The 18,884-nt window shown below is 72.5% G+C and carries 20 protein-coding genes and 1 tRNA gene; 9 read left to right on the top strand and 12 right to left on the bottom strand.

The features are described from left to right. The first annotated feature begins 6 nt into the window (after positions 1–6). From ACIA8R_RS39685 to ACIA8R_RS39695, 3 genes are all read left to right on the top strand, one after another. The gene (locus ACIA8R_RS39685; RefSeq protein WP_364086949.1) at positions 7–663 is read left to right on the top strand and encodes a helix-turn-helix domain-containing protein; all 657 of its coding nucleotides are present in this window, start codon (positions 7–9) and stop codon (positions 661–663) included. Between the two features lie 86 nt (positions 664–749). Beyond that, positions 750–2,732: an amino acid transporter gene (locus tag ACIA8R_RS39690; protein WP_364086947.1), complete on the top strand. Its 1,983-nt coding sequence runs from the start codon at positions 750–752 to the stop codon at positions 2,730–2,732. 199 nt (positions 2,733–2,931) lie between these two features. Then, positions 2,932–3,171, top strand: a complete 240-nt coding sequence (locus tag ACIA8R_RS39695; protein ID WP_397042658.1) for a hypothetical protein — start codon at positions 2,932–2,934, stop codon at positions 3,169–3,171. A gap of 192 nt (positions 3,172–3,363) precedes the next feature. On the opposite strand, the gene ACIA8R_RS39700 is transcribed toward ACIA8R_RS39695, so the two are convergent. The 3 genes from ACIA8R_RS39700 to ACIA8R_RS39710 all read right to left on the bottom strand — a co-directional run bounded on the left by ACIA8R_RS39700 (position 3,364) and on the right by ACIA8R_RS39710 (position 6,870). After that, positions 3,364–3,513, bottom strand: coding sequence for a hypothetical protein (locus tag ACIA8R_RS39700; protein ID WP_357693877.1), 150 nt, complete (start codon positions 3,511–3,513; stop codon positions 3,364–3,366). A gap of 151 nt (positions 3,514–3,664) precedes the next feature. Further along, entirely contained in the window at positions 3,665–6,142 is a 2,478-nt protein-coding gene (locus tag ACIA8R_RS39705; protein WP_397042660.1) for a PEP/pyruvate-binding domain-containing protein, read from the bottom strand. Further along, positions 6,139–6,870: a TetR/AcrR family transcriptional regulator gene (locus tag ACIA8R_RS39710; RefSeq protein ID WP_397042662.1), complete on the bottom strand. Its 732-nt coding sequence runs from the start codon at positions 6,868–6,870 to the stop codon at positions 6,139–6,141. Before ACIA8R_RS39710 ends, ACIA8R_RS39705 begins: the two co-directional genes overlap by 4 nt. Before the next feature lie 114 nt (positions 6,871–6,984). Between ACIA8R_RS39710 and ACIA8R_RS39715 the strand changes: the two genes are divergently transcribed. The 3 genes from ACIA8R_RS39715 to ACIA8R_RS39725 all read left to right on the top strand — a co-directional run bounded on the left by ACIA8R_RS39715 (position 6,985) and on the right by ACIA8R_RS39725 (position 8,712). Continuing rightward, complete coding sequence (locus ACIA8R_RS39715; RefSeq protein WP_357693883.1) at positions 6,985–7,530, top strand: hypothetical protein; 546 nt, start codon at positions 6,985–6,987, stop codon at positions 7,528–7,530. Between the two features lie 50 nt (positions 7,531–7,580). Beyond that, positions 7,581–7,961 carry a hypothetical protein gene (locus ACIA8R_RS39720; RefSeq protein ID WP_357693885.1) on the top strand — a complete coding sequence of 127 codons (381 nt, stop codon included), beginning with the start codon at positions 7,581–7,583 and terminating at the stop codon, positions 7,959–7,961. Positions 7,962–8,040: 79 nt separating this feature from the next. Then, positions 8,041–8,712 (top strand): DUF6766 family protein, encoded by a 672-nt coding sequence (locus ACIA8R_RS39725; protein WP_397042665.1) that lies wholly within the window; start codon positions 8,041–8,043, stop codon positions 8,710–8,712. Here ACIA8R_RS39725 and ACIA8R_RS39730 read toward each other — a convergent pair. Next, positions 8,646–9,482: a 1-aminocyclopropane-1-carboxylate deaminase/D-cysteine desulfhydrase gene (locus ACIA8R_RS39730; RefSeq protein WP_364086935.1), complete on the bottom strand. Its 837-nt coding sequence runs from the start codon at positions 9,480–9,482 to the stop codon at positions 8,646–8,648. The genes ACIA8R_RS39725 and ACIA8R_RS39730 overlap by 67 nt on opposite strands. A gap of 43 nt (positions 9,483–9,525) precedes the next feature. Between ACIA8R_RS39730 and galK the strand changes: the two genes are divergently transcribed. Next, positions 9,526–10,638, top strand: coding sequence for a galactokinase (galK, locus tag ACIA8R_RS39735; RefSeq protein WP_397042667.1), 1,113 nt, complete (start codon positions 9,526–9,528; stop codon positions 10,636–10,638). 5 nt (positions 10,639–10,643) lie between these two features. Here galK and ACIA8R_RS39740 read toward each other — a convergent pair whose 3' ends face one another. From ACIA8R_RS39740 to ACIA8R_RS39755, 4 genes are all read right to left on the bottom strand, one after another. Further along, positions 10,644–12,473, bottom strand: a complete 1,830-nt coding sequence (locus ACIA8R_RS39740) for a glycoside hydrolase family 15 protein (protein WP_397042669.1) — start codon at positions 12,471–12,473, stop codon at positions 10,644–10,646. Positions 12,474–12,542: 69 nt separating this feature from the next. Then, the gene (locus tag ACIA8R_RS39745; RefSeq protein WP_397042671.1) at positions 12,543–13,580 is read right to left on the bottom strand and encodes an NAD(P)-dependent alcohol dehydrogenase; all 1,038 of its coding nucleotides are present in this window, start codon (positions 13,578–13,580) and stop codon (positions 12,543–12,545) included. Positions 13,581–13,721: 141 nt separating this feature from the next. Next, a complete protein-coding gene (locus tag ACIA8R_RS39750) occupies positions 13,722–14,495 on the bottom strand; it encodes an enoyl-CoA hydratase-related protein (protein WP_364086928.1) in 774 nt (257 codons plus the stop codon). A gap of 41 nt (positions 14,496–14,536) precedes the next feature. Next, positions 14,537–15,634: a nitric oxide synthase oxygenase gene (locus ACIA8R_RS39755; protein WP_364086926.1), complete on the bottom strand. Its 1,098-nt coding sequence runs from the start codon at positions 15,632–15,634 to the stop codon at positions 14,537–14,539. Positions 15,635–15,940: 306 nt separating this feature from the next. Here ACIA8R_RS39755 and ACIA8R_RS39760 point away from each other — a divergent pair, with 306 nt between their 5' ends. Continuing rightward, positions 15,941–16,117 carry a hypothetical protein gene (locus ACIA8R_RS39760; RefSeq protein WP_357693903.1) on the top strand — a complete coding sequence of 59 codons (177 nt, stop codon included), beginning with the start codon at positions 15,941–15,943 and terminating at the stop codon, positions 16,115–16,117. Between the two features lie 117 nt (positions 16,118–16,234). Here ACIA8R_RS39760 and ACIA8R_RS39765 read toward each other — a convergent pair. After that, positions 16,235–16,309, bottom strand: a tRNA-Asn gene (locus tag ACIA8R_RS39765). Positions 16,310–16,435: 126 nt separating this feature from the next. Here ACIA8R_RS39765 and ACIA8R_RS39770 point away from each other — a divergent pair. Further along, the gene (locus ACIA8R_RS39770; protein ID WP_357693906.1) at positions 16,436–16,753 is read left to right on the top strand and encodes a YtxH domain-containing protein; all 318 of its coding nucleotides are present in this window, start codon (positions 16,436–16,438) and stop codon (positions 16,751–16,753) included. 43 nt (positions 16,754–16,796) lie between these two features. Here the strand turns inward: ACIA8R_RS39770 and ACIA8R_RS39775 are convergent, their stop codons facing one another. From ACIA8R_RS39775 to ACIA8R_RS39785, 3 genes are read right to left on the bottom strand one after another with little or no spacing between them, the layout of a single operon-like run. Beyond that, positions 16,797–17,270: a hypothetical protein gene (locus ACIA8R_RS39775; RefSeq protein WP_357693908.1), complete on the bottom strand. Its 474-nt coding sequence runs from the start codon at positions 17,268–17,270 to the stop codon at positions 16,797–16,799. Then, entirely contained in the window at positions 17,267–18,541 is a 1,275-nt protein-coding gene (locus ACIA8R_RS39780) for an MGH1-like glycoside hydrolase domain-containing protein (RefSeq protein WP_364086921.1), read from the bottom strand. Before ACIA8R_RS39780 ends, ACIA8R_RS39775 begins: the two co-directional genes overlap by 4 nt. A 32-nt stretch (positions 18,542–18,573) precedes the next feature. Then, positions 18,574–18,732, bottom strand: a complete 159-nt coding sequence (locus tag ACIA8R_RS39785; RefSeq protein ID WP_397042675.1) for a hypothetical protein — start codon at positions 18,730–18,732, stop codon at positions 18,574–18,576. Positions 18,733–18,884 lie beyond the last annotated feature (152 nt).

The following is an 18,884-nucleotide window of genomic DNA, read 5'->3' on the forward strand; positions in this document are numbered from 1 at the left end:
AGAAATATGGCTGATCATCCCTCTCAGTTGGCGTCGGCCAAAGACCTGCGGGCGGACGCGCGGCACAACCGGGCGCGCATCCTCGGCGCGGCGCGGGAGACGTTCGCCGCGCGCGGTCTGGACGCGCCGATGGTGGCCATCGCCCGGCGTGCCGGGGTCGGGGTGGCCACCCTCTACCGGCGGTTCCCGTCCCGCGAGTCCCTGATCACGGAGGTGTTCGCGGATGAGCTGGCGGCGTGCGCGTCGGCCGTGGACGACGCTCTGGCCGACCCGGATCCGTGGCGGGGGTTCCGCGGGGCGATCGAGAAGGTGTGCGCGATGCAGGTCGCCGACCGGGGGTTCACCGAGGCCTTCCTCACCGCGTTCCCGGACGCGATCGACTACGAGCGCACGCGGTTGCGGGCCGAGCGGGGCCTCGCAGAGATGGTACGGCGGGCCAAGGCCACGGGCCGGCTGCGGGCCGACTTCGACGTCGCGGACCTGGTGCTGCTGTTCAGGGCCAACTGCGGCCTCATCGCCGGTGCGGGGGAAGGGGTGGAGGCGGCGTCGCGGCGGTTGGTGGCGTACCTGCTGCAGTCCTTCGGCGCCGGGCACGCCGAACCGCTGCCGCCGGCACCGCCGCTCACGCTCGGCCACCTGATCCGAACGGTGAACAGCTCCTAGGGCGGGGGCCGCGGCGCGCGCTCGCGGAGGCCGACCCCCTAGTGTGGGGACGTTCGTTTGGCGGTGTCCCTTGAGAGGAAGTTCCGGTGAGCGGTACCGGTGGGCTGGCCGTCCCCGAGTCGGTCGAGAGCGCGGGCCGTACCGGGCCGCCTTCGAGCGGTCTGGCGCGGTGGCTGCTGCGGCACCAGGTCCAGCCCGTCGGTCCGGAGTCCGCCGAGGGGCACGGCGAGCCGCAGCCCTGGTGGAAGGTCATGTGCCTGACCGGCGTCGACTACTTCTCCACCCTCGCCTACCTGCCCGGCATCGCCGCGCTGGCCGCCGGCGCGCTGTCGCCGCTGGCCACCCTCCTCATCGTGGGGCTGACGCTGCTGGGCATGCTGCCGATGTACCGGCGGGTGGCCAAGGAGAGCCCGAACGGGCAGGGGTCGGTCGCCATGCTCGAACGCCTGCTGCCGTTCTGGCGGGGCAAGCTGTTCGTGCTGGTCCTGCTGGGGTTCGTGGCCACGTCGTGGATCATCACGATCACGCTGTCGGCCGCCGACGCCTCGGTGCACGTCCTGGAGAACCCGTACTTCCCGAGCTTCCTGCACGGGCACGCGGTGATCATCACCGTGGTGCTGCTGCTGGTGCTCGGCGGGGTGTTCCTGATGGGCTTCACCGAGGCGGTCGGCGTCGCGATCCCGCTGGTGGCGCTGTTCCTGCTGCTCAACGCGGTCGTCGTCGCCGTCGGGTTCGCCGACGTGGCGGCCGAGCCCGAGTCGCTGTCCCGCTGGACGGACGCGCTGCTGACCGGGCGCGGCGGCTTCACCGGGCTGCTCGGCCCGGCCGTGCTGGCCTTCCCGCTGCTGGTGCTGGGCCTGTCCGGGTTCGAGACGGGCGTCAGCATGATGCCCCTCGTGGCGGCCCAGGGCGACGACCCCGAGCAGCGGCTGCGCTCGCGCATCGCCAACACCCGCAAGCTGCTGACCGTGGCCGCGCTCATCATGAGCGTCTACCTGATCGCCACCAGCTTCGTCACCACCGTGCTCATCCCGGCCGACCAGTTCGCGCCCGGCGGGCAGGCCAACGGCAGGGCGCTGGCGTACCTGGCGCACGAGCGCCTCGGCGAGGGCTTCGGCACGGTCTACGACATCAGCACCATCCTCATCCTCTGGTTCGCCGGCGCCTCGGCCATGGCGGGCCTGATCAACATCGTGCCGCGCTACCTGCCCTCGTACGGCATGGCGCCCGAGTGGGGCAGGGCCGTGCGGCCCGTCGTGCTGGTCTACACGGCCATCTGCGTCCTGCTCACCCTGCTCTTCAACGCCGACGTCGACGCGCAGGCCGGCGCGTACGCCACCGGCATCCTGGCCATGATGGTCTCCGGCGCGGTCGCGGTGACGATCTCGGCCGTACGGCGCCGCCAGACGCCGGCCGCCATCGGGTTCACCGTGCTGACGCTGGTGCTGCTCTACGCGCTGGTGGAGAACATCAGGGAGAAGCCCGACGGCATCACCATCTCGGCGTTCTTCATCCTCGGCATCGTCGCGATCTCGCTGATCTCGCGGGTGTCGCGCACGACCGAGCTGCGGGCCGACCGGATCGAGTTCGACGAGGTGGCGCGCCGGTTCGTCACCGACTCACTCGACTACGACGGCGCGCTCAACATCATCGCCAACCGGCGCGGCCCCGGCGACGCGGCCGAGTACCTGGCCAAGGAGAGCGAGCAGCGTTCGATGAACCCGGTGCCGGGCCGGGCCGACGTGCTGTTCCTGGAGATCGACGTCATCGACCCCTCCAGCTTCAGCGACGTGCTGCGGGTGCGCGGCGTCGAGGTCGACGGCCACCGCGTGCTGCGCGCGGAGAGCCCGGCAGCGCCCAACGCCATCGCGGCCGTCCTGCTCGCGCTGCGCGACGCCACCGGGGTGCGCCCCCACTGCTACTTCGAGTGGGCCGAGGGCTCGCCGATGGTCCACCTGCTGCGCTACCTCATCCTGGGGCGCGGCGACACCGCCCCGGTCGTCCGCGAGATCATCCGCAAGATCGAGACCGACCCGCAGCGGCGGCCCGGCATCCACGTCGGCGGCTGACCGGCGGCCGACCGGCGGCTGACCGACAGCGGCCCGGTCAGGCCCAGCGGGCGCGCAGCCAGGCGAGGGTGGCGCGGCGGGAGCGTTCGCGCCGGTCGCGCAGCGGCGTTCGACCTCGGCCAGGCGGGGCAGGTGGGCGCGTTCCCAGGCTCCGGCGCGGGCGGGGTCGAGGGTGTTCCACAGCTCGCAGCGGCCCGACATGCGCCCGGCCAGTGTGAGCAGGCCGCCCAGCGGGGACGGGGTCAGCTCGCGGGCGCACGCCGTGAGCAGGCCGAGCGCGGCGGCCAGCTCGTCGTCGTGCCAGGGTTCGTGCGGGACCCTGCCGGGTGCGACCCGCGAGCAGAGCAGGACCCAGCCCGCCTCCTCGCACGAGAACAGGAACCGGGGCGCGGGCACGCCCGGCGGCAGGGCGGCGGCGACCACCGCCTCCGCCCGGTAGTCGGCCGCGTGCCCGGAGGCGGCGGGCACGGCCTTGACGAACACCCGGCCGCCGCCGGTCAGGGTGAGCACGCCGCGCACGCCGCCGGTGAAGCCGCCGTGCCGCTCCTGGAAGCCCGCCGCCGCCCGGCCGAGCCGCCGCTCGACCTCCCGGACGAGGGCGCCGGGCACGTCGTCCCACGTGTACGGCTGGTCAGGTGGTGTCATCCGGGTGCCGGGGCTCCTTCTGGAGGTCGGGCTGCGGGCCGTCGCGGTCGGGGCCCAGCAGGGCGAGGCGGAAGCGGGCGCAGCGTGCTTCGAGCTCGCGCTCGTCGTCGAGGATCCACTGTTCGATCATGGTCATCCAGAGAACACACCGGCCGCCGGCGGGCGGCCGACTTGGCGCAGTCTTTTCACCGCGGCACCCCTTTCACCGCAGCACCCCTTTCACCGCGGCACCCCTTTCACCGCAGCACCCCTTTCACCGCAGCACCCCTTTCGGCGCAGCACCCCTTTCAGCGCAGCAACTCGACCGTGCCGCGCTCGCCGTCCACGCGGACGCGGTCGCCGTCGCGCAGCCGCATGGTGGCGTTGCCGGTGCCGACCACGGCCGGGATGCCCAGCTCGCGGGCGACGATCGAGGCGTGCGACAGCGGCGCGCCCATGTCGGTCACGACGGCGGCGGCGCGCGGGAACATGGGGGTCCAGCCGACGTTCGTCAGGGTCGTCACCAGGATCTCGCCGGACTTGAGCCGGTCGCCGTCCTCCGGGCCGGCGATGACCCTGGCCACGCCCTCGACCACGCCGGGCGCGCCGGGGAACCCGGTCACGGTGTCGCTGACCGGGACGTCGAAGCCGCGGGCGTCGTACACGTCGGCCCGGCGGCCGGGGTCGGCGGCCCACCGGACGGGGTCGAACCGGCCGACGATCACCGTCGGGTACGGCGGCAGCGCGGCGTACAGGTCGTGGGTCGCCCGCCGTACCGGCACCCGTTCCAAGGCAGAGGGGTCGCCGCGCAGCACGTCGAGGATCTCCTCCAGGTAGAGGTGGAACAGGTCGTCGCCGTGACCGGTCAGCTCGCCGGCGCGCACCACGAACGCCCGCAGCACCCAGAAGGCCCGCATGTTCTCCGAGCGGGCGTTCTCCCGGTCGCGGACGACCGCGTTCCACCGCCGTACCCGGGCGCGCATCTTGGCCTCCTTGCCCGGGTGGCGGGCGGCGAACCTCGCCCACGCCTCCTGCCTGGCCTTCTCCTGGCGGGCGAGCAGCGCCTCGGTGCCGGCCCGCAGGTCGCGCAGGCCGGTGAGCTGGGCGTCTATCCAGGCCGGGTCCTCGCCGGGCCGGGGCCGGGAGACCTCGAACTCGTGCGGCCCGCGGTGCCCGTAGGCCAGCGCGAACTCCTCCCTGCTGATCTCGCCCCTGGCCAGCCTGCCCAGGCCCAGGACGGGCCCGAGGCTGGCCAGCTCTCCGTCGGCGTTCACGCCGGTGAGCATGGCCTCGGCGTCCACCTCGCCCATCAGCCTGCGCAGCCGGTCGCGGGTCCAGACGAGCGTGGCGCCGCCCTGGCGGCCGGCGGCCTCCAGCATGCGGCTGGAGGTGACCACGTGGGGCTTGATCTCGGCCGTCCACAGGTCGGCCAGTTCGGGGCCGGAGGAGGTGGCGGCGACGCGTTCGCGCAGTTCCTCGCAGCGCCGCCGGGAGGCGGCGAGGAAGGCCGGCATCTCCTTGAGGTTCCGGCGCACCCGCCGCTGGAGGTTCACGGCCATCGGCAGGACGCGCCTGATGATCTCCCAGCGGGACAGGCCCACCAGGGGCATCTCCAGGCCGGGCGGCAGCTTGCCGAAGACCTGCTCGACCGCGCCCAGCCTGCTCCGCATGCCCAGGGCGGCGGCGATGGAGTGGACGACGCTGAGGTTCATGTAGAACCGGCCGCCGATGTTGCCCACCAGGTCGAAGCCGGGCAGCGCCGAGGCCGACATGGCCTCGTGGATGAACAGCCGGACGAAGGACCAGGTCGCCGGGGTCATCACGTCGGGGATGGCCTCGCCCAGGTTGCCCGCGGTCCACAGGTAGTCGCCCTTGAGGCTGTCGTTCCACTCCTCGACCTGCGGTTTCAGGCCGGTGATCGGGCGGGCCTGGAGGATCGCGAACGTGCCGTCGCGCCTGGCCCACTCGACGTCCATGGGCAGGCCGTACAGGGCCTGGACGCGCTCGCCGAGCGCGGCCAGCTCCATCGCCTGCGGCGGGTCGAGCACGGGTCGGCGGCGCAGTTCCTCGGGCACGGGCTCCTCACGGGTGCCGCTCGCGGTGCGCACGGTCATGACGGTCTTGTCGGCGACCCGCGACCCGGTGACCCGGCCGCCCGACAGGGTGATCGTGTCCGGCGTGACCTGCCCGCCGACGACGGCCTCACCGAGCCCCCAGGAGGCGTTGACCACGATCTCGTCGCGCGCGCCGGTGACCGGGTCGGCGGTGAACATGATCCCGGCCGCGTCGGCGTCCACCAGCTCCTGGACGACCACGGCCAGGGCCACGTCATCGTGCGGGACGCCGTTGCGCTCGCGGTAGGCGACGGCGCGCGGGTTCCACAGCGAGGCCCAGCAGCGGCGGACCGCCTCCAGCAGCCCGTCGCCCCGGATGTTGAGAAAGGTGTCCTGCTGCCCGGCGAACGACAGCTCGGGCAGGTCCTCGGCGGTGGCCGACGAGCGCACGGCCACCGCGACGTCGTCGCCGAGCGCGGCGTGCGCGGCCTCGATCTGCGCGGCCAGGCCGGCCGGGATCTCGTGCGCGGCGAACAGCGCGCCGGGGTCACCGGAGGAGGCGATCTCGTCGCCGAACGCCGACACGAACGACCGGTACGCCCCGGTCGTGACGACGAACCCGCCGGGCACCGGCAGCCCCGCCCTGACCAGCCGGGCCAGCGAGGCGCCCTTGCCGCCCGCGGTGTCGAGGTCGGCGGCGGCTTCGTCGTCGAGGGGGATGACTTCCTTCACTGCACGCGCTCCTTAGCAGGGCTCATGGATGTCGCCAGTTTGCGCCGGGCGACGTCGGCGAGGGCGTCGAGGAGGTCGAGCGTGGCCCGCGCGACGGCCGCGGCGTCGGCGGGCGGCAGCGCGCGTCCGGTGCCCACCGCGCGTTCGACGGTCTCGGCCAGCAGGTCGGCGACGCGGTCGTCGGGCAGCCGCTCGGACTCCGGGCGCGCGCCGGGCAGGAACATGAAGCCGTAGAAGATCGAGCCGATCACCATGACCTGCTCGGCCGGCTCCTCGCGCACGGCACCCAGCTTGACCAGCTCGCGCAGGTAGGCGTCGAAGGGGCCGCCGAGTTCGAGTCCGCCGATCGACGGGCGCTGCCGCTTGAGCCGGGTGAGCTTGCCGAGCACCTCGGAGTCGTCGAGCAGGACCGCGTGCAGCAGCGGCCGGTGCAACAGCGCCGAGGCCAGGCTCCCGAACAGCTCGCCGAGGGTGGCGGGCGCGGCCTCGCGCACCCGGTCCAGCATGAGCACCCGCTCGCGCCGCAGCAGCGCGGCGAACAGCTCGTCGCGTGTCTTCCAGTGCAGGTAGATCGTGCCCTTGGCGACGCCGGCGCGCCTGGCCACGTCGTCGACGGTGGTCTTGTCGTAGCCCCAGCGCAGGATCAGCTCGGCGGCGGCGTCGAGGATGCGGTGGGCCCGCTCGGCGTGCCGCGCGGGGTCCTGCGGCGGCCTGCCCGCTCTGGCCATTCTTCGCCCTCCCATTGTTTGACCAGATGAGCTTATATGGTCACGTAATTACCGACAAGACCCAGATCTCCCGTACCCCGCCGGGCGGCCCCGCCGGGCCGTAGCGTAGGGGGCATGGGCAAGGCGTTCTGGATCGACCAGGAGTTCGACAGGGACCGTGACGGGCGCTACGCCGTACACGTGCGCAAGAACCTCGACGAGTTCGAGTGGGGTGACATCGCGCCGGTCAGGTTCGCCTGCGCGGCCTGGCGGCTGGCCACCTCGCCCTCGCTCACCCCCGGCTACGTGCGCTGGGACCGCCGCGTCCTGGAGGCCACCTGCCACCGCAACACCTGGGACGGCACCCTCTACGCCCGCGTCCAGATCGCCTCGCCGCTCCCCGAGGAGCTGACCAGGTCGCGGGCCTGGTGGCGCGACCGCGGCTGGCTGGGCTGGCAGGAGACCTTCGGCCAGTACGTCGAGCCGAGCCAGCAGGACCTGGCGCGCATCCCGTTCCTGCGCGCCACACTGCTCGTCGAGGCGCCCGTGCCGCTCGACGACCTCCCGCCGGAGCCCGAGGGCCCGCACGACGAGGTCGAGCAGCGGGCCCACCGGGCCGTGGTCGTGCTGGCCCGCGAGCTCAACGCCCTGGTCACCCCGGTGCTCGACCAGCTCGGCTAGCCGGCGCGCCCGGCAGCATGCCCTGAGCCCCTGTGGGTAGCGGGTGGCTCATGAGATTCCCGTTCGTCGTTCCGGCGCTCCTCCTGGCGGCCGTCGGCTGCGCCGTGGACACGACGTCCCCCGCGCGGGCCGCCGAACGGTTCCACGCGGCCGTGGCGGCCCACCAGGAGGACGCCGCGTGCGGGCTGCTGGCCCGTACCACCGCCGACAAGCTGCCCGACCCCGGCCAGACCTGCGCGCAGGCGCTGGGCGACGTCAAGCTGGGCCCCGGCGGCCGGGTCACCGAGGTGAACGTGTGGGGGAACGAGGCCCAGGTGCGGCTGGCCGGCGACACGGTGTTCCTCCACCGCTTCGCCGACGGCTGGCGGGTGAAGGCCGCGGGCTGCCGGCCCGTGCGCGACCTGCCCTACGAATGCGAGGTGGAGGGCTGATGCGGGTGATGTTCACGCTGACCCTGCTCGTCATCGCGGCGGGGCTGGCCTGGTTCTTCGCCATCGGGTGGGCGCGGTTGTGAGGTGGCTGAAGGAGAACTCCCTGTCGCTGGCCTTCCTGGTCATGTTCCTGCTGGCGCTCGGCGGCCAGGCGGTGGCCGGCATGCTCCAGTTCAACGACCTGCAACTGGTCCAGGGCGCCGACCCGGTGTCGTTCGCCGAGTACGTCACCTCCTCCGACTTCGCCGTGGACGTGGCCGAGAACTGGCAGTCGGAGTACCTGCAGTTCTTCCTGTACATCATGCTGACCGTCTGGCTCGTGCAGAAGGGCTCCCCCGAGTCCAAGAAGGTGGAGGACGCCGGGGCCGAGTCGGACGAGCAGCAGCAGATCGGCGCGCACGCCACCAGCTACTCCCCCGCCTGGGCCAAGGCCCGCGGAGCCCGGCTGTGGCTGTTCAGCAACTCGCTCGGCCTGGTGATGGGCGTCATCTTCGTGCTGTCGTGGCTGGCCCAGTCGGTGGCCGGCCAGGCGGCCTACAACTCCGGACGGCTGGGCGACCTGCGCGACCCCGTCTCGTGGGGCCAGTACGTGACCTCCGCCGAGTTCTGGAACCGCAGCCTGCAGAACTGGCAGTCGGAGCTGCTGGCCGTGTTGTCGATGGTGGTGCTGTCGGTCTACCTGCGTCAGCGCGGCTCGCCCGAGTCGAAGCCGGTCGGCGCCCCGCACGCCGCCACGGACGTCGAGGGCTGACCGGTCAGCACGGCGACGACGCGGGTGCCCGGCGCGAAGGCTCCCTGCCGGGCCAGGTCGAGCACGCCGTAGAGCATCTTGGCCACGTAGACGCCCTCGACCCGGTGCTCGGCGGCGAACCGGTCGAGGACGGGGGTCGAGCGGGCGTAGCCGCCGAAGTGGTAGTCGAGGTTGACCGACCAGTTCGTCCAGGTACGGCCGTACGCCTCGCGCTGGAGCCGGGCCACCTCGTCCGTCAGGAAGCCGGCCCCCTTGAGCACCGCGAAGCCCAGCGCCCGCCTGCCCTCGGGCAGCCCGGCCGCGATGCCGGCGAGGGTGCCGCCGGTGCCGACCGGGCAGCAGACCACGTCGTAGTCGACGCCGATCTCCGGCGGGAGCTCGGCGCAGCCGCGCACGGCCGCCGCGTTGCTGCCGCCCTCCGGCAGGATCGTGACGTCCCCCCAGCGCTCCCGCAGCCGTGCCTGCACCTCGGGCGTGTGCTTGAGCCGGTAGGAGGCGCGGTCGAGGTAGGTGAGCGTCATCCCGCAGGAGACGGCGAAGGCGAGCGTGGGGTTGAGCGGCAGGTGCTCCTCGCCCCTGATCACCCCGATCGTCTCGATCCCGTGCAGCCTCCCGGCCCGGGCCACGGCACTGATGTGATGGGAGTACGCCCCGCCGAAGGTGAGCAGCCGCCGATGGCCCAGGTTGTACTTGAGCTTGCGCCGCTTGTTGTCGTCGTGCATCAGGAACACCCGGACCTCGCCGAGCGCTGGATCCAGGAGCTCCTCCATGGCGCTAGTCTACGGTCGGGCCTTTGTTGAGGAGTGTTGGATTATGCGCGTTGCTGAAGCTTTTCGTGCCGCCTTCGGTGCCGATCCCCGCACGGTCTGGCGCGCGCCCGGCCGGGTCAACCTGATCGGCGAGCACACCGACTACAACGACGGTTTCGTCCTGCCCTTCGCGGTGCCGTGGGGCGTGAGCGCCGCCGTCACCCCGCGCGCCGACCAGACCATCCGCCTGCTGTCCCTCCAGTCCTCCGGCGGCCCGGTCGAGCTGTCGGCCAGGGAGGAGGCGACCGGCTGGGCCCGCTACGCCGTGGGCGTGCTGGCCATGCTCGGCGACCGGGTCGCGGGCGCCGACATCGCGATCGACGGCGACGTGCCCCAGGGCGCGGGGCTCAGCTCCAGCGCCGCCCTGGAGGTGGCCGTCGCCTCCGCGCTGAACGACGTCCACGGGCTCGGCCTGACGCCGATGGAGATCGCCCTGCTCAGCCAGCGGGCCGAGAACGACTTCGTCGGCATGCCGTGCGGCATCATGGACCAGGCCGCCTCCGCGCTGTGCCAGGAGGGCCACGCGCTGTTCCTCGACTGCCGCTCGCTCGGCTCCAGGAACATCCCCCTCGACCTGGCCGCCGAGGGCCTGAGCATCCTCATCATCGACACCCAGGTCCACCACGAGCACGCCGGCGGCGAGTACGCCAAGCGCCGCGCCGAGTGCGAGTCCGCCGCCGGGAAGCTGGGCGTGCCGTCCCTGCGCGACGTCACCGACCTGGCCGCGGCCCTCGACCGGCTCCAGGGCGCCGAGCGCAAGCGCGTCATGCACGTCGTCACCGAGAACCACCGCGTCGAGGCCCTGATCGGCCTGCTGCGCGCGGGCAAGGTCACCGAGATCGGCGCCCTGCTCAACGCCTCCCACCTGTCGCTGCGCGACCAGTACGAGGTCTCCTCGCCGGAGCTCGACGTCGCCGTGGAGGCCGCCTTCCGCGGCGGGGCCCGCGGCGCCAGGATGACGGGCGGCGGCTTCGGCGGCTCGGCCATCGCCCTGGTCCCCGACGCCCGTCTCGACGACGTGCGCGCGTCGGTCACGGCCGCCTACGCCGAGCGCGGCTTCCAGGCCCCGCGCTTCCTGTCGGCCACCGCGGCCAAGGGCGCCCACCGCCTGGCCTGAGCCGGTCAGGGCGTCCGGGCCGCCCCCGCCCGGGCCAGGTTGACCCCGCTGGCGATCACCCCGATGTGGCTGAACGCCTGCGGGAAGTTGCCCGCGAACGCGCCCGTGGCCGGGTCGATCTGCTCCGGGAGCAGGCCGAGCGGGCTGGCGCGGGCGCACAGGGAGGCGTACAGCTCCTCGGCGCGGGCCCGGTGGCCCTGGAGGATCAGGTTGTCCACCAGCCAGAAGCTGCACAGCAGGAAGGCGCCCTCGTCGCCGGGCAGACCGTCCGGCGACTGCTCGTGCAGGTAGCGGTAGAGCAGGCCGTCGCCGGCGGACAGGCGTTCGGCGACGGCCGCGGTGGTCGCCGCCATCCGCGGGTGGTTGGCCGGCACGACCTTGCGCAGCGGCAGCGCGAGCAGGCTGGCGTCCAGGCCGCTGCCGCCGTCGAGGTGCTCGCCCAGGCACTGCGCCTCCTCGTTCCACGCCTGTTCCAGGATGAGCCGGCGCAGCTCCTCGGCGGTGGACCGCCACCTGGCGATCGGACCGGCCAGGCCCAGCCGCTCGCCGATGGCCGCGGCCCGGTCCAGCGCCACCTGGCACATGCCCGCCGAGTAGGTGAAGACCCGGCCCTGGCTGCGTACCTCCCAGATGCCCTGGTCGGGCTCCTGCCAGGTGCGCGCGGCGGCCTCGGCCAGCTCCGACAGCCCCGACCACAGCGCGGGCTGGAGGTCGCGGCCGGGCAGCAGCCACTGGTCGGCGCAGTCCAGCACCTCGCCGTAGACGTCGTGCTGGCGCTGGTCGGCCGCGCCGTTGCCCCACCGCACCGGCGCCGAGCGCCGGTAGCCCTCCAGATCGGCGTCGACGACCTCCTCGGGTACGGGGTCGCCGCGCAGCGTGTACATGATCAGCGGATCGCCGCTCTGCTCGAAGGCGTCGAGGACCCAGCCGAGGAAGCCGTCGGCCTCCTCCTCGAAGCCGACGCGGCGCAGCGCGAAGACGGCGTAGGCGGCGTCGCGGATCCACGTGTAGCGGTAGTCCCAGTTGCGCACCCCGCCGACGGGCGCGGGCAGCGAGGACGTCGGCGCCGCCACCAGCGAGCCGTTGACCCAGTCGTCGCACAGCTTCAGCGTGATCACCGAACGCCGGACCAGCGCCTCCTGCGGGCCCCGGTAGCCGCACGCGCCCATCCAGCGCCGCCAGGCGTCGGCGGTCTGCCGCAACATCGCCTCGGGGTCGAACCGGTGGTGGCGGTGGATGCGCCCCCACGACAGCACCAGGTCGAGGCGGTCGCCCTCCTGGAGGTCGTGCACGGTGCGCAGCCCGGTCAGCGGCCGGTCGGAGCGCAGATGCAGCCGCAGGTCGGGCCGCCGGGACGCGCGCACCTCCAGGCCGCTGCCGAGCATCCGGGCCTGCCCGCCGCCGCGCGGCTCCAGCTCCGCCCGCAGGCGTACGCTCCCCGCCAGGACGACCGCGGACCGGACCAGCTCGCCCCTGCCGCCGCCCGCGTCGTCGCTGAGGTCGGCGCCGGCGCGCAGGACCAGCGCGTCGGTGATCCGCACCACGCCGGACGGGCCGCGCAGCTCGGTGACCAGCACGGCGGTGTCCGGCTCGTAGTACTGCCTGGCCTCGCGCAGGTCGTCGGCCGTCAGCGTGAAGTGGCCGCCGCGCTCGTGGTCCAGCAGGCCGCACAGCAGGGGATCGCTGTCGAAGTCGGGCAGGCACAACCACGGGATCGAGCCGTCGAGACCGACCAGCGCCGCCGTCGTGCCGTCGCCGATGAGGCCCAGGTCCTCCAGCGCCGGGTAGCCGTCCCGGCGGCGCACCGGGCGGAAGGGTGGGTCGAGGTCGAGCATGGCCGGCGTTCTCCTCAGTGCTTCTCGGCGCTCCTCAGTGCTTCTCGGCGCCTTTTGGTGCCCTTGCCGTCACTGGAAGGCGATCATCACCTTCACCACGTCGTCGAGCTTCTTGTCCGAGACCTCGAAGGCGCGTTCCATCTCCTCGAAGCCGAACGTGTGGGTGGTCAGGGGCGTGGGATCGAGCCGGTCGCCCTCCAGGATGCGCAGCAGGCGTTCCATGCGCAGCCGTCCACCCGGGCACAGGCCGGTCGTGATCTTCTTCTCCGCCATGCCGACGCCCCACTCGACGCGCGGGATGCGGACGAACTCGCCCTGGCCGTAGTAGCCGGTGTTGGACACCGTCCCGCCCGGCTTGGTGATCTTGATCGCGGTCTGGAAGGTGGCGTCCGCGCCGAGCGCCTCGATGGCGGTGTCCACGCCCTGGCCCCCGGTCAGCCCGAGGACGCGCTCGACGACGTCCTCGGTGGTGAAGTCGACGATCTCGTCGGCGCCGTAGTCGCGGGCGAGCCGCTTGCGGCGGGGCACCGATTCGACCCCGATGACCAGGCCCGCGCCGCGCAGCCGGGCGCCGGCGGTGGCCATGAGCCCCACCGGGCCCTGGGCCAGCACGGCGACCGTCCCCCCGATGGGGATGTCGCCGTTCTCGGCGCCCATGAACCCGGTCGAGAGCATGTCGGCGCAGTAGACGGCCGTCTCGTCCGGCACGCCGCCGGGGATCTTGGCCATGTTGGCATCGGCCTCGTTGACGTGGAAGAACTCGGCGAAGACGCCGTCCTTGGAGTTGGCGAACTTGAACCCGCCGAGCGGGCCGCCGGACTGCGACGGGTGGTTGTCCTGACAGGCGAGATCGCCCCAGTCGGGCGTGATGGCCCCCACCAGGACGCGGTCGCCCGGCCGGAAGTCGCGCACCTCGCCGCCCACCTCGTGCACGACGCCGACGGCCTCGTGCCCGAGCGTCAGGTCGGTGCGCGGGCCGATGCCGCCCTGGACGGTGTGGGAGTCGGAGGTGCAGATGAGTGCGGTGGTGGTGCGGACGACGGCGTCGCGCGGGCCCGGTCGCGGCACGGGTTTGTCCATGAAGCCGACCCGGCCGATCTCCCTCATGACGAAAGCCTGCACCGCGCCCCCCGAACCTGCCCCGCGTCCCCGCTTCGCCGTGAAGCTCCCGGACACGCCCTGCCTACCCGGCGGGGCTCGTCGTCTAACCTCGGCGCGCGCCGGCCGGCCCCCCTCCGGCCTGCGGTTTCACAGCGCCGGGAAGTTGGGCGGGCGGCGTTCCAGGAAGCTGGCGACGCCCTCGGCGAAGTCGGGCCGCCCGAAGGAGGCCAGCATCTCGTGGACGGCCTTCCTGGCCGACTCCTCCAGCGTGGTGTCCCAGTCGTGCCACACCTGCCGCTTGATCACCGCCATGGACGCCGGCGAGCTGTGCACGGCCAGCTCCCTCGCGTACTCCTGGGCCTGCTCCAGCAGCGACTCCCCGGGCACCGCCCGGTTGGCCAGGCCCAGCTCGTACGCCTCCCGCCCGCTGAACACCCGGCCCGACAGCAGGACGTCCATGGCCCGCTGCTGGCCCATGACCCTCGGCAGCACCCAGGACAGGCCGTACTCGGCGACCAGGCCGCGGCGCGGGAACGCCGTCGTCCACTTGGCCTCCTCGGCCGTGAAGACCAGGTCGCAGACGAGCGCGTGCACCATGCCGAGCCCGGCGCAGGCCCCGTTGACCGCGGCGATGATCGGCTTGCCGATGGTCGTGGGGAAGGTGTTGGGCCGCGGGTCGGGGGTCTCGTCGTAGGAGCCGGTCTGGATGGCGGCGAGCGTCCTGAAGTCGGCTCCGGCGCAGAAACCCTTGCCGGCGCCGGTCACCACGACGGCCCGGACGTCGGGGTCCTTCTCGGCCTCGGCCAGCAGGTCGAAGTAGCGCCGGCCCATGGCGTCCGTCCAGGCGTTGAGCGTGTCGGGACGGTTGAAGGTCAGCGTGAGCACGCCCCGGTCCGACGATGAGAGCACGAGTTCCGCCATGCGCTAACCGAACCATGTTCTGGGCAGGGCTGGCAAGCATGTCACCGGGTGGGGTGGCGGTGCACGTAGGCGGGGGTCAGCTCGCAGGTGTCGTAGTACCGGTGGAAGACCGGGGTCGCGCCGCCCGACAGCGGCGGGACGATCCACGACCAGTCGGCCGGGCAGCGGCGTCCGGCGCGCTCCTCGCGTTCCAGGTGGGTCAGGAAGCGCCGGGACTCGGTGTGATGGTCGGTGATCGTCACCCCGGCCGCCTCGAACGAGTGCAGCACCGCCACGTTGAGCTCGACCAGCGCGTGGTCGCGCCACAGCGAGCGCTCGGTGGAGGTGTCCAGGCCGAGGTGCTTGGCCACTTCGGGGAGCAGGTCGTACCGGTCGGCGTCGGCCAGGTTGCGCGCCCCGATCTCGGTCCCCATGTACCAGCCGTTGAACGGCGCGCACGGGTAGCAGACGCCGCCGATCTCCAGGCACATGTCCGAGATGACCGGCACGGCGTGCCAGCGCAGCCTCAGCTCGGCGAACCACGCGTACTCGGGGTGCAGCAGCGGCACCTCCAGCACGGCGTCGCCGGGCAGGTTGCACAGCAGCGGGTCGCCGAGCCCGGCCCGCACGATCAGCGGCAGCACGTCGAACCGGCCCGGCCCGCCGCGCCAACCGAGCTCCTTGGCCAGGTCGGTGAGCCCGGCGTTGCGCGCGTCGCCCAGGACGCCGCCGCCGTCCAGACGGTGCCCGGCGTAGCGGACGAGCTGGTCGTTGAGCACCCGCGGGCCCGGCATGGCCGGGGTGTCCGGGGCGAAGACGGTGATGGTGGGCCTGATGCGCCCCTCCCCCGTCGCCTCCCGCAGGTGCGCCACGCACTCCACCGCCACGCCCTCCGCGGTCGCCACCTCCCGCCGGTCGCGCAGCTTCAGCGAGCGCCAGTACAGGCGTCCGATGCACCGGCCGCTGTTGCGCCAGGCCACCCGCGCGCCGAACTCCAGCTCCTCGAAGGTGTGGGCGTACGTGCCGTGGCGGGCGACGTCTCTGGCGACGTCGCGCAGCCGGGCGGCCAGGCCGCCGGCGGAGGGGTTCTCGGCGTGGAAGAGCCTGATGAAGCGCTCCGCCTCGCGGACGTCCGTGGTGCGCTCGAACAGCGCGTGCACGGCTTGCACATCGAAGGGACGCAGGGATCTGATCCAGGTACGCACGCGGCAACCAACACTTCTCCGTCAGCGGAGCGCCCCGCCGATTCCGGGTCGGCGGCACGTCCTGCGGCGGCGCCCTCTCCACGCCACCTTCGACGACTTCCCGCGGCTGCCGGCCATACCCGACCGGCTCCCCCATCTTCCGCCCCAACCCTCCCCTTGTCCCCCAAACCCCAAAATCCCGTAACCCACCAACTACAACCCGTACACCCCACGCGCCGCCTCGCACGATCTTGTCGGTGGCGACGTCTACGCTCCCCGTTCATGAGCAACGACGAGACCCGCACCGTACGCCTGACGCTCGACGTCACCGACTACGACGTCGCCGGTCTCCACGACTACCGCGTCCGGTACCACCTCAAGAACACGGGCTGGGAAGGCGCGGAGCCCATCGTCGTCCAGGCCACGGGCGGCGCCCCTGAGTACTACCTCGCCCCGTAGGACCGGCGGTCGAGGACCTGGGCCTTGAGTGAGGGGAACGCGTCGTCCGAGACCCCGGACGACGCCCCGGAAACGACTCAGGCCCTCCACCTGTCTCCAGGTAGAGGGCCTGACCACTGGCTCCCGCGATAGGACTCGAACCTATAACCTGCCGGTTAACAGCCGGCTGCTCTGCCGTTGAGCTACGCGGGATCGAACGTTCGCCCTGCTGGTCGGGCTTGTTGGGCCCTTCCTTCGTGCGCAGGAATAGATTAGCGCACTCCGGGAGTGCGTGTCGCATCGCAACTGGGGTAGGCCGGGAGACAGCGGAGGTGCAACATGCGTTATCGGATGACATTTGCGGTCGGTCTGGCGGTCGGTTACGTGCTCGGCAGCCGGGCGGGCCGCGAGCGGTACGAACAGATCAAGCGGGCGGCCCAGCGGGTGGCCGACAGCCCGAGGGTCCAGGAGGCCGCGGGCGTGGTCGGCGCGCAGGCGTCGAAGCTGGCCGGAGCGGCCAGGGAGAAGGTGGGCGGAACTCTTCAGGAGAAGATCCCGTTCCTCGGCTCCGACGGCCATCACAGGTCCGGCAGCGGCTGGCCCGAGGAGGAGGATCTCGCGGAACGCAAGTCCCGCGAGACCGGCATCCCCTACTGAGGCCGAGACCCCGAGATCCGGCGCGGCACGGACGTGTGATCCCTCACACGCCCATGCTGCGCCGGACGCCTTCCAGGGCCTGTTCGGCCTGCGCGCGCAGCCCCGGGTCCGCCGGATCGAGCCCCTCGTCGAAGACCAGGGTCCAGCCCAGCACCTCGCCGCCCGGCGGACGCCTGGCCACCAGCCGTACGCCGCCGCGCCCCGGCAGGCTGACACGCTTGTTGACCACGATGGTGGAGTTCACCCGCTCGCGCACGGTCTCCGGCACCATCCGCGGCTCGGCGACCCGCTCGAAGTACCGGGCGCCGCCGACGGTGACGACCCGCAGCCCCTCGTCGTCCCACGACGCCTTGTCGATCTCCTCGTACGGCACCCGCGTCCCGTCCGACAGGAACAGGGCCAGGTTGGTGGCCACCAGGTGACCGTCACCCGTCTCGGTGAACGTCAGCACCCGCTCCCCCGGCCGGACGTCCAGCGATCGGCGCACGTCGGCGGGCAGGCGGCGAAAAATGCTCATACCTCCACGGTATCGGCGAGCAGGTCGAGGGTGAGCGCCGCGCTCCACGAGAAGTCCCTGCACCCGCGCCCGCTGCCGTCGAAGGGATCGAAACACTCGCGGAACCCGGCCTGCCGGACGAGCCGCAGGGTGCCGTTGGCGAGCTGCCGCCCCAGCTGGTCGAGCGAGTGGACGGCGGCGGCCCGGCGTAACAGCCAGTTGGTGTTCACCCAGGACGGCCCGCGCCAGTAGCGGGTGCGGTCGAACTGGGCGGCGCGGATCTCGCAGCTCGGCACCGGGTAGCCGGTCGCGCCCATGAACCGGGCCGACTCCAGCACCTCGACGCAGGCGTGCAGCTGGTCGCTGGGCAGCCCGGGATCGAGCAGCGGCCCGAACGCGCCCACCGTGCAGACCTTGATCAGCCGGTCGGAGCGCAGGTCGCGGGGGTAGAAGCAGCCGTCCCAGAGCCGGTCGAGCATGGCCTGCCTGATGCGTTCGGCCTGTTCGGCGTGGGGCGCGGGATCGGCGCCGGCCAGCGGCGCCAGCTCGGCCAGCGCCTGGCAGGAGGCGAGCCAGATGCCGTTGAACATCGGGTCCTCGACCGCGAACGGGTGCTCGTCGCGCAGGTACTCGGCGCGGTAGCCGGCGTCGCGGTAGCGCATGGCCAGCCAGACGTAACGGTCGTGGTCGCTGTCGGGATGGCGGTCGGCCAGTTCCACGTTGCGGTAGCCGTAGCCGATGACGGGCAGCGCGGCGAGCGGCTGGTCCCAGGCCGGGCTGTCGTCCATGCCCGACTCCCAGGGGTGGACGATGGCCGCCAGCCCCGCGCCGCCGAGATCGCGGGCCGAGGCGAGGTAGTGGTGCTGGGCGACGAGCAACGGGAAGGTCCGCCGGACGAACCCCACGTCGCCGGTGTGCCGGTAGAGCCACCGCAGCGCCAGCGCCTGCAGCGGCGGTGAGGTGAGCCCGGAGGTGCCGACCCTCGGCGCGGACTCGTGCTCCTGCGAACGCCAGACGGACGGCCCGGGGAAGTACGCCTCGCGCGTGTGGAAGACGATGTGGGGCACCATGCCGGTCGCCCACTGGCCGCTCAGCAGGCTGAGCAGCTCCTCCCGGGCGCGCTCCGGACGGTGCCTGGCCAGGCCGATGACGACGAACGCGGAGTCCCAGCTCCACTGGTGCGGGTACAGGCCGGGCGCGGGCACGGTGCCGCTGCCCGTCCAGTTCGCCTCGAGCACGGCCAGCGCCTCGCGCCCGAGCGCGGCATCGTCAACCGCCGGCCGCGCCTCCATTCACTCACTATGCCTTGGGAAGCGGGCGGAAGCTACGGCCTTTGGGCCCACTTCGAGACGAACGTGACACCGAGGACGACGGCGCCGATGATGAGAGCCCACTTGAGAAGCGTGAAGACGAAACCCACGAGCGGGCCGACGAGAAGCAGTGCGACGATGATCGCGGCGATGATCAGAAGGATGCGTGCCATGTCTCCACGGTAGGAGATCCTTTAAGCCGTTTGCAGGTGACCGAGGGTTGAATCAGGGACAAGTCAGGGTCACCCCTACCCATTGGAACCAACCGGTCAAGCCTCCCGTTGATCCGGTAGAACCACCGGGGCATCGGGGGCCCTCTTCACGG

This window comes from Nonomuraea sp. NPDC051191, assembly GCF_044455665.1.
Lineage (GTDB): Bacteria > Actinomycetota > Actinomycetes > Streptosporangiales > Streptosporangiaceae > Nonomuraea.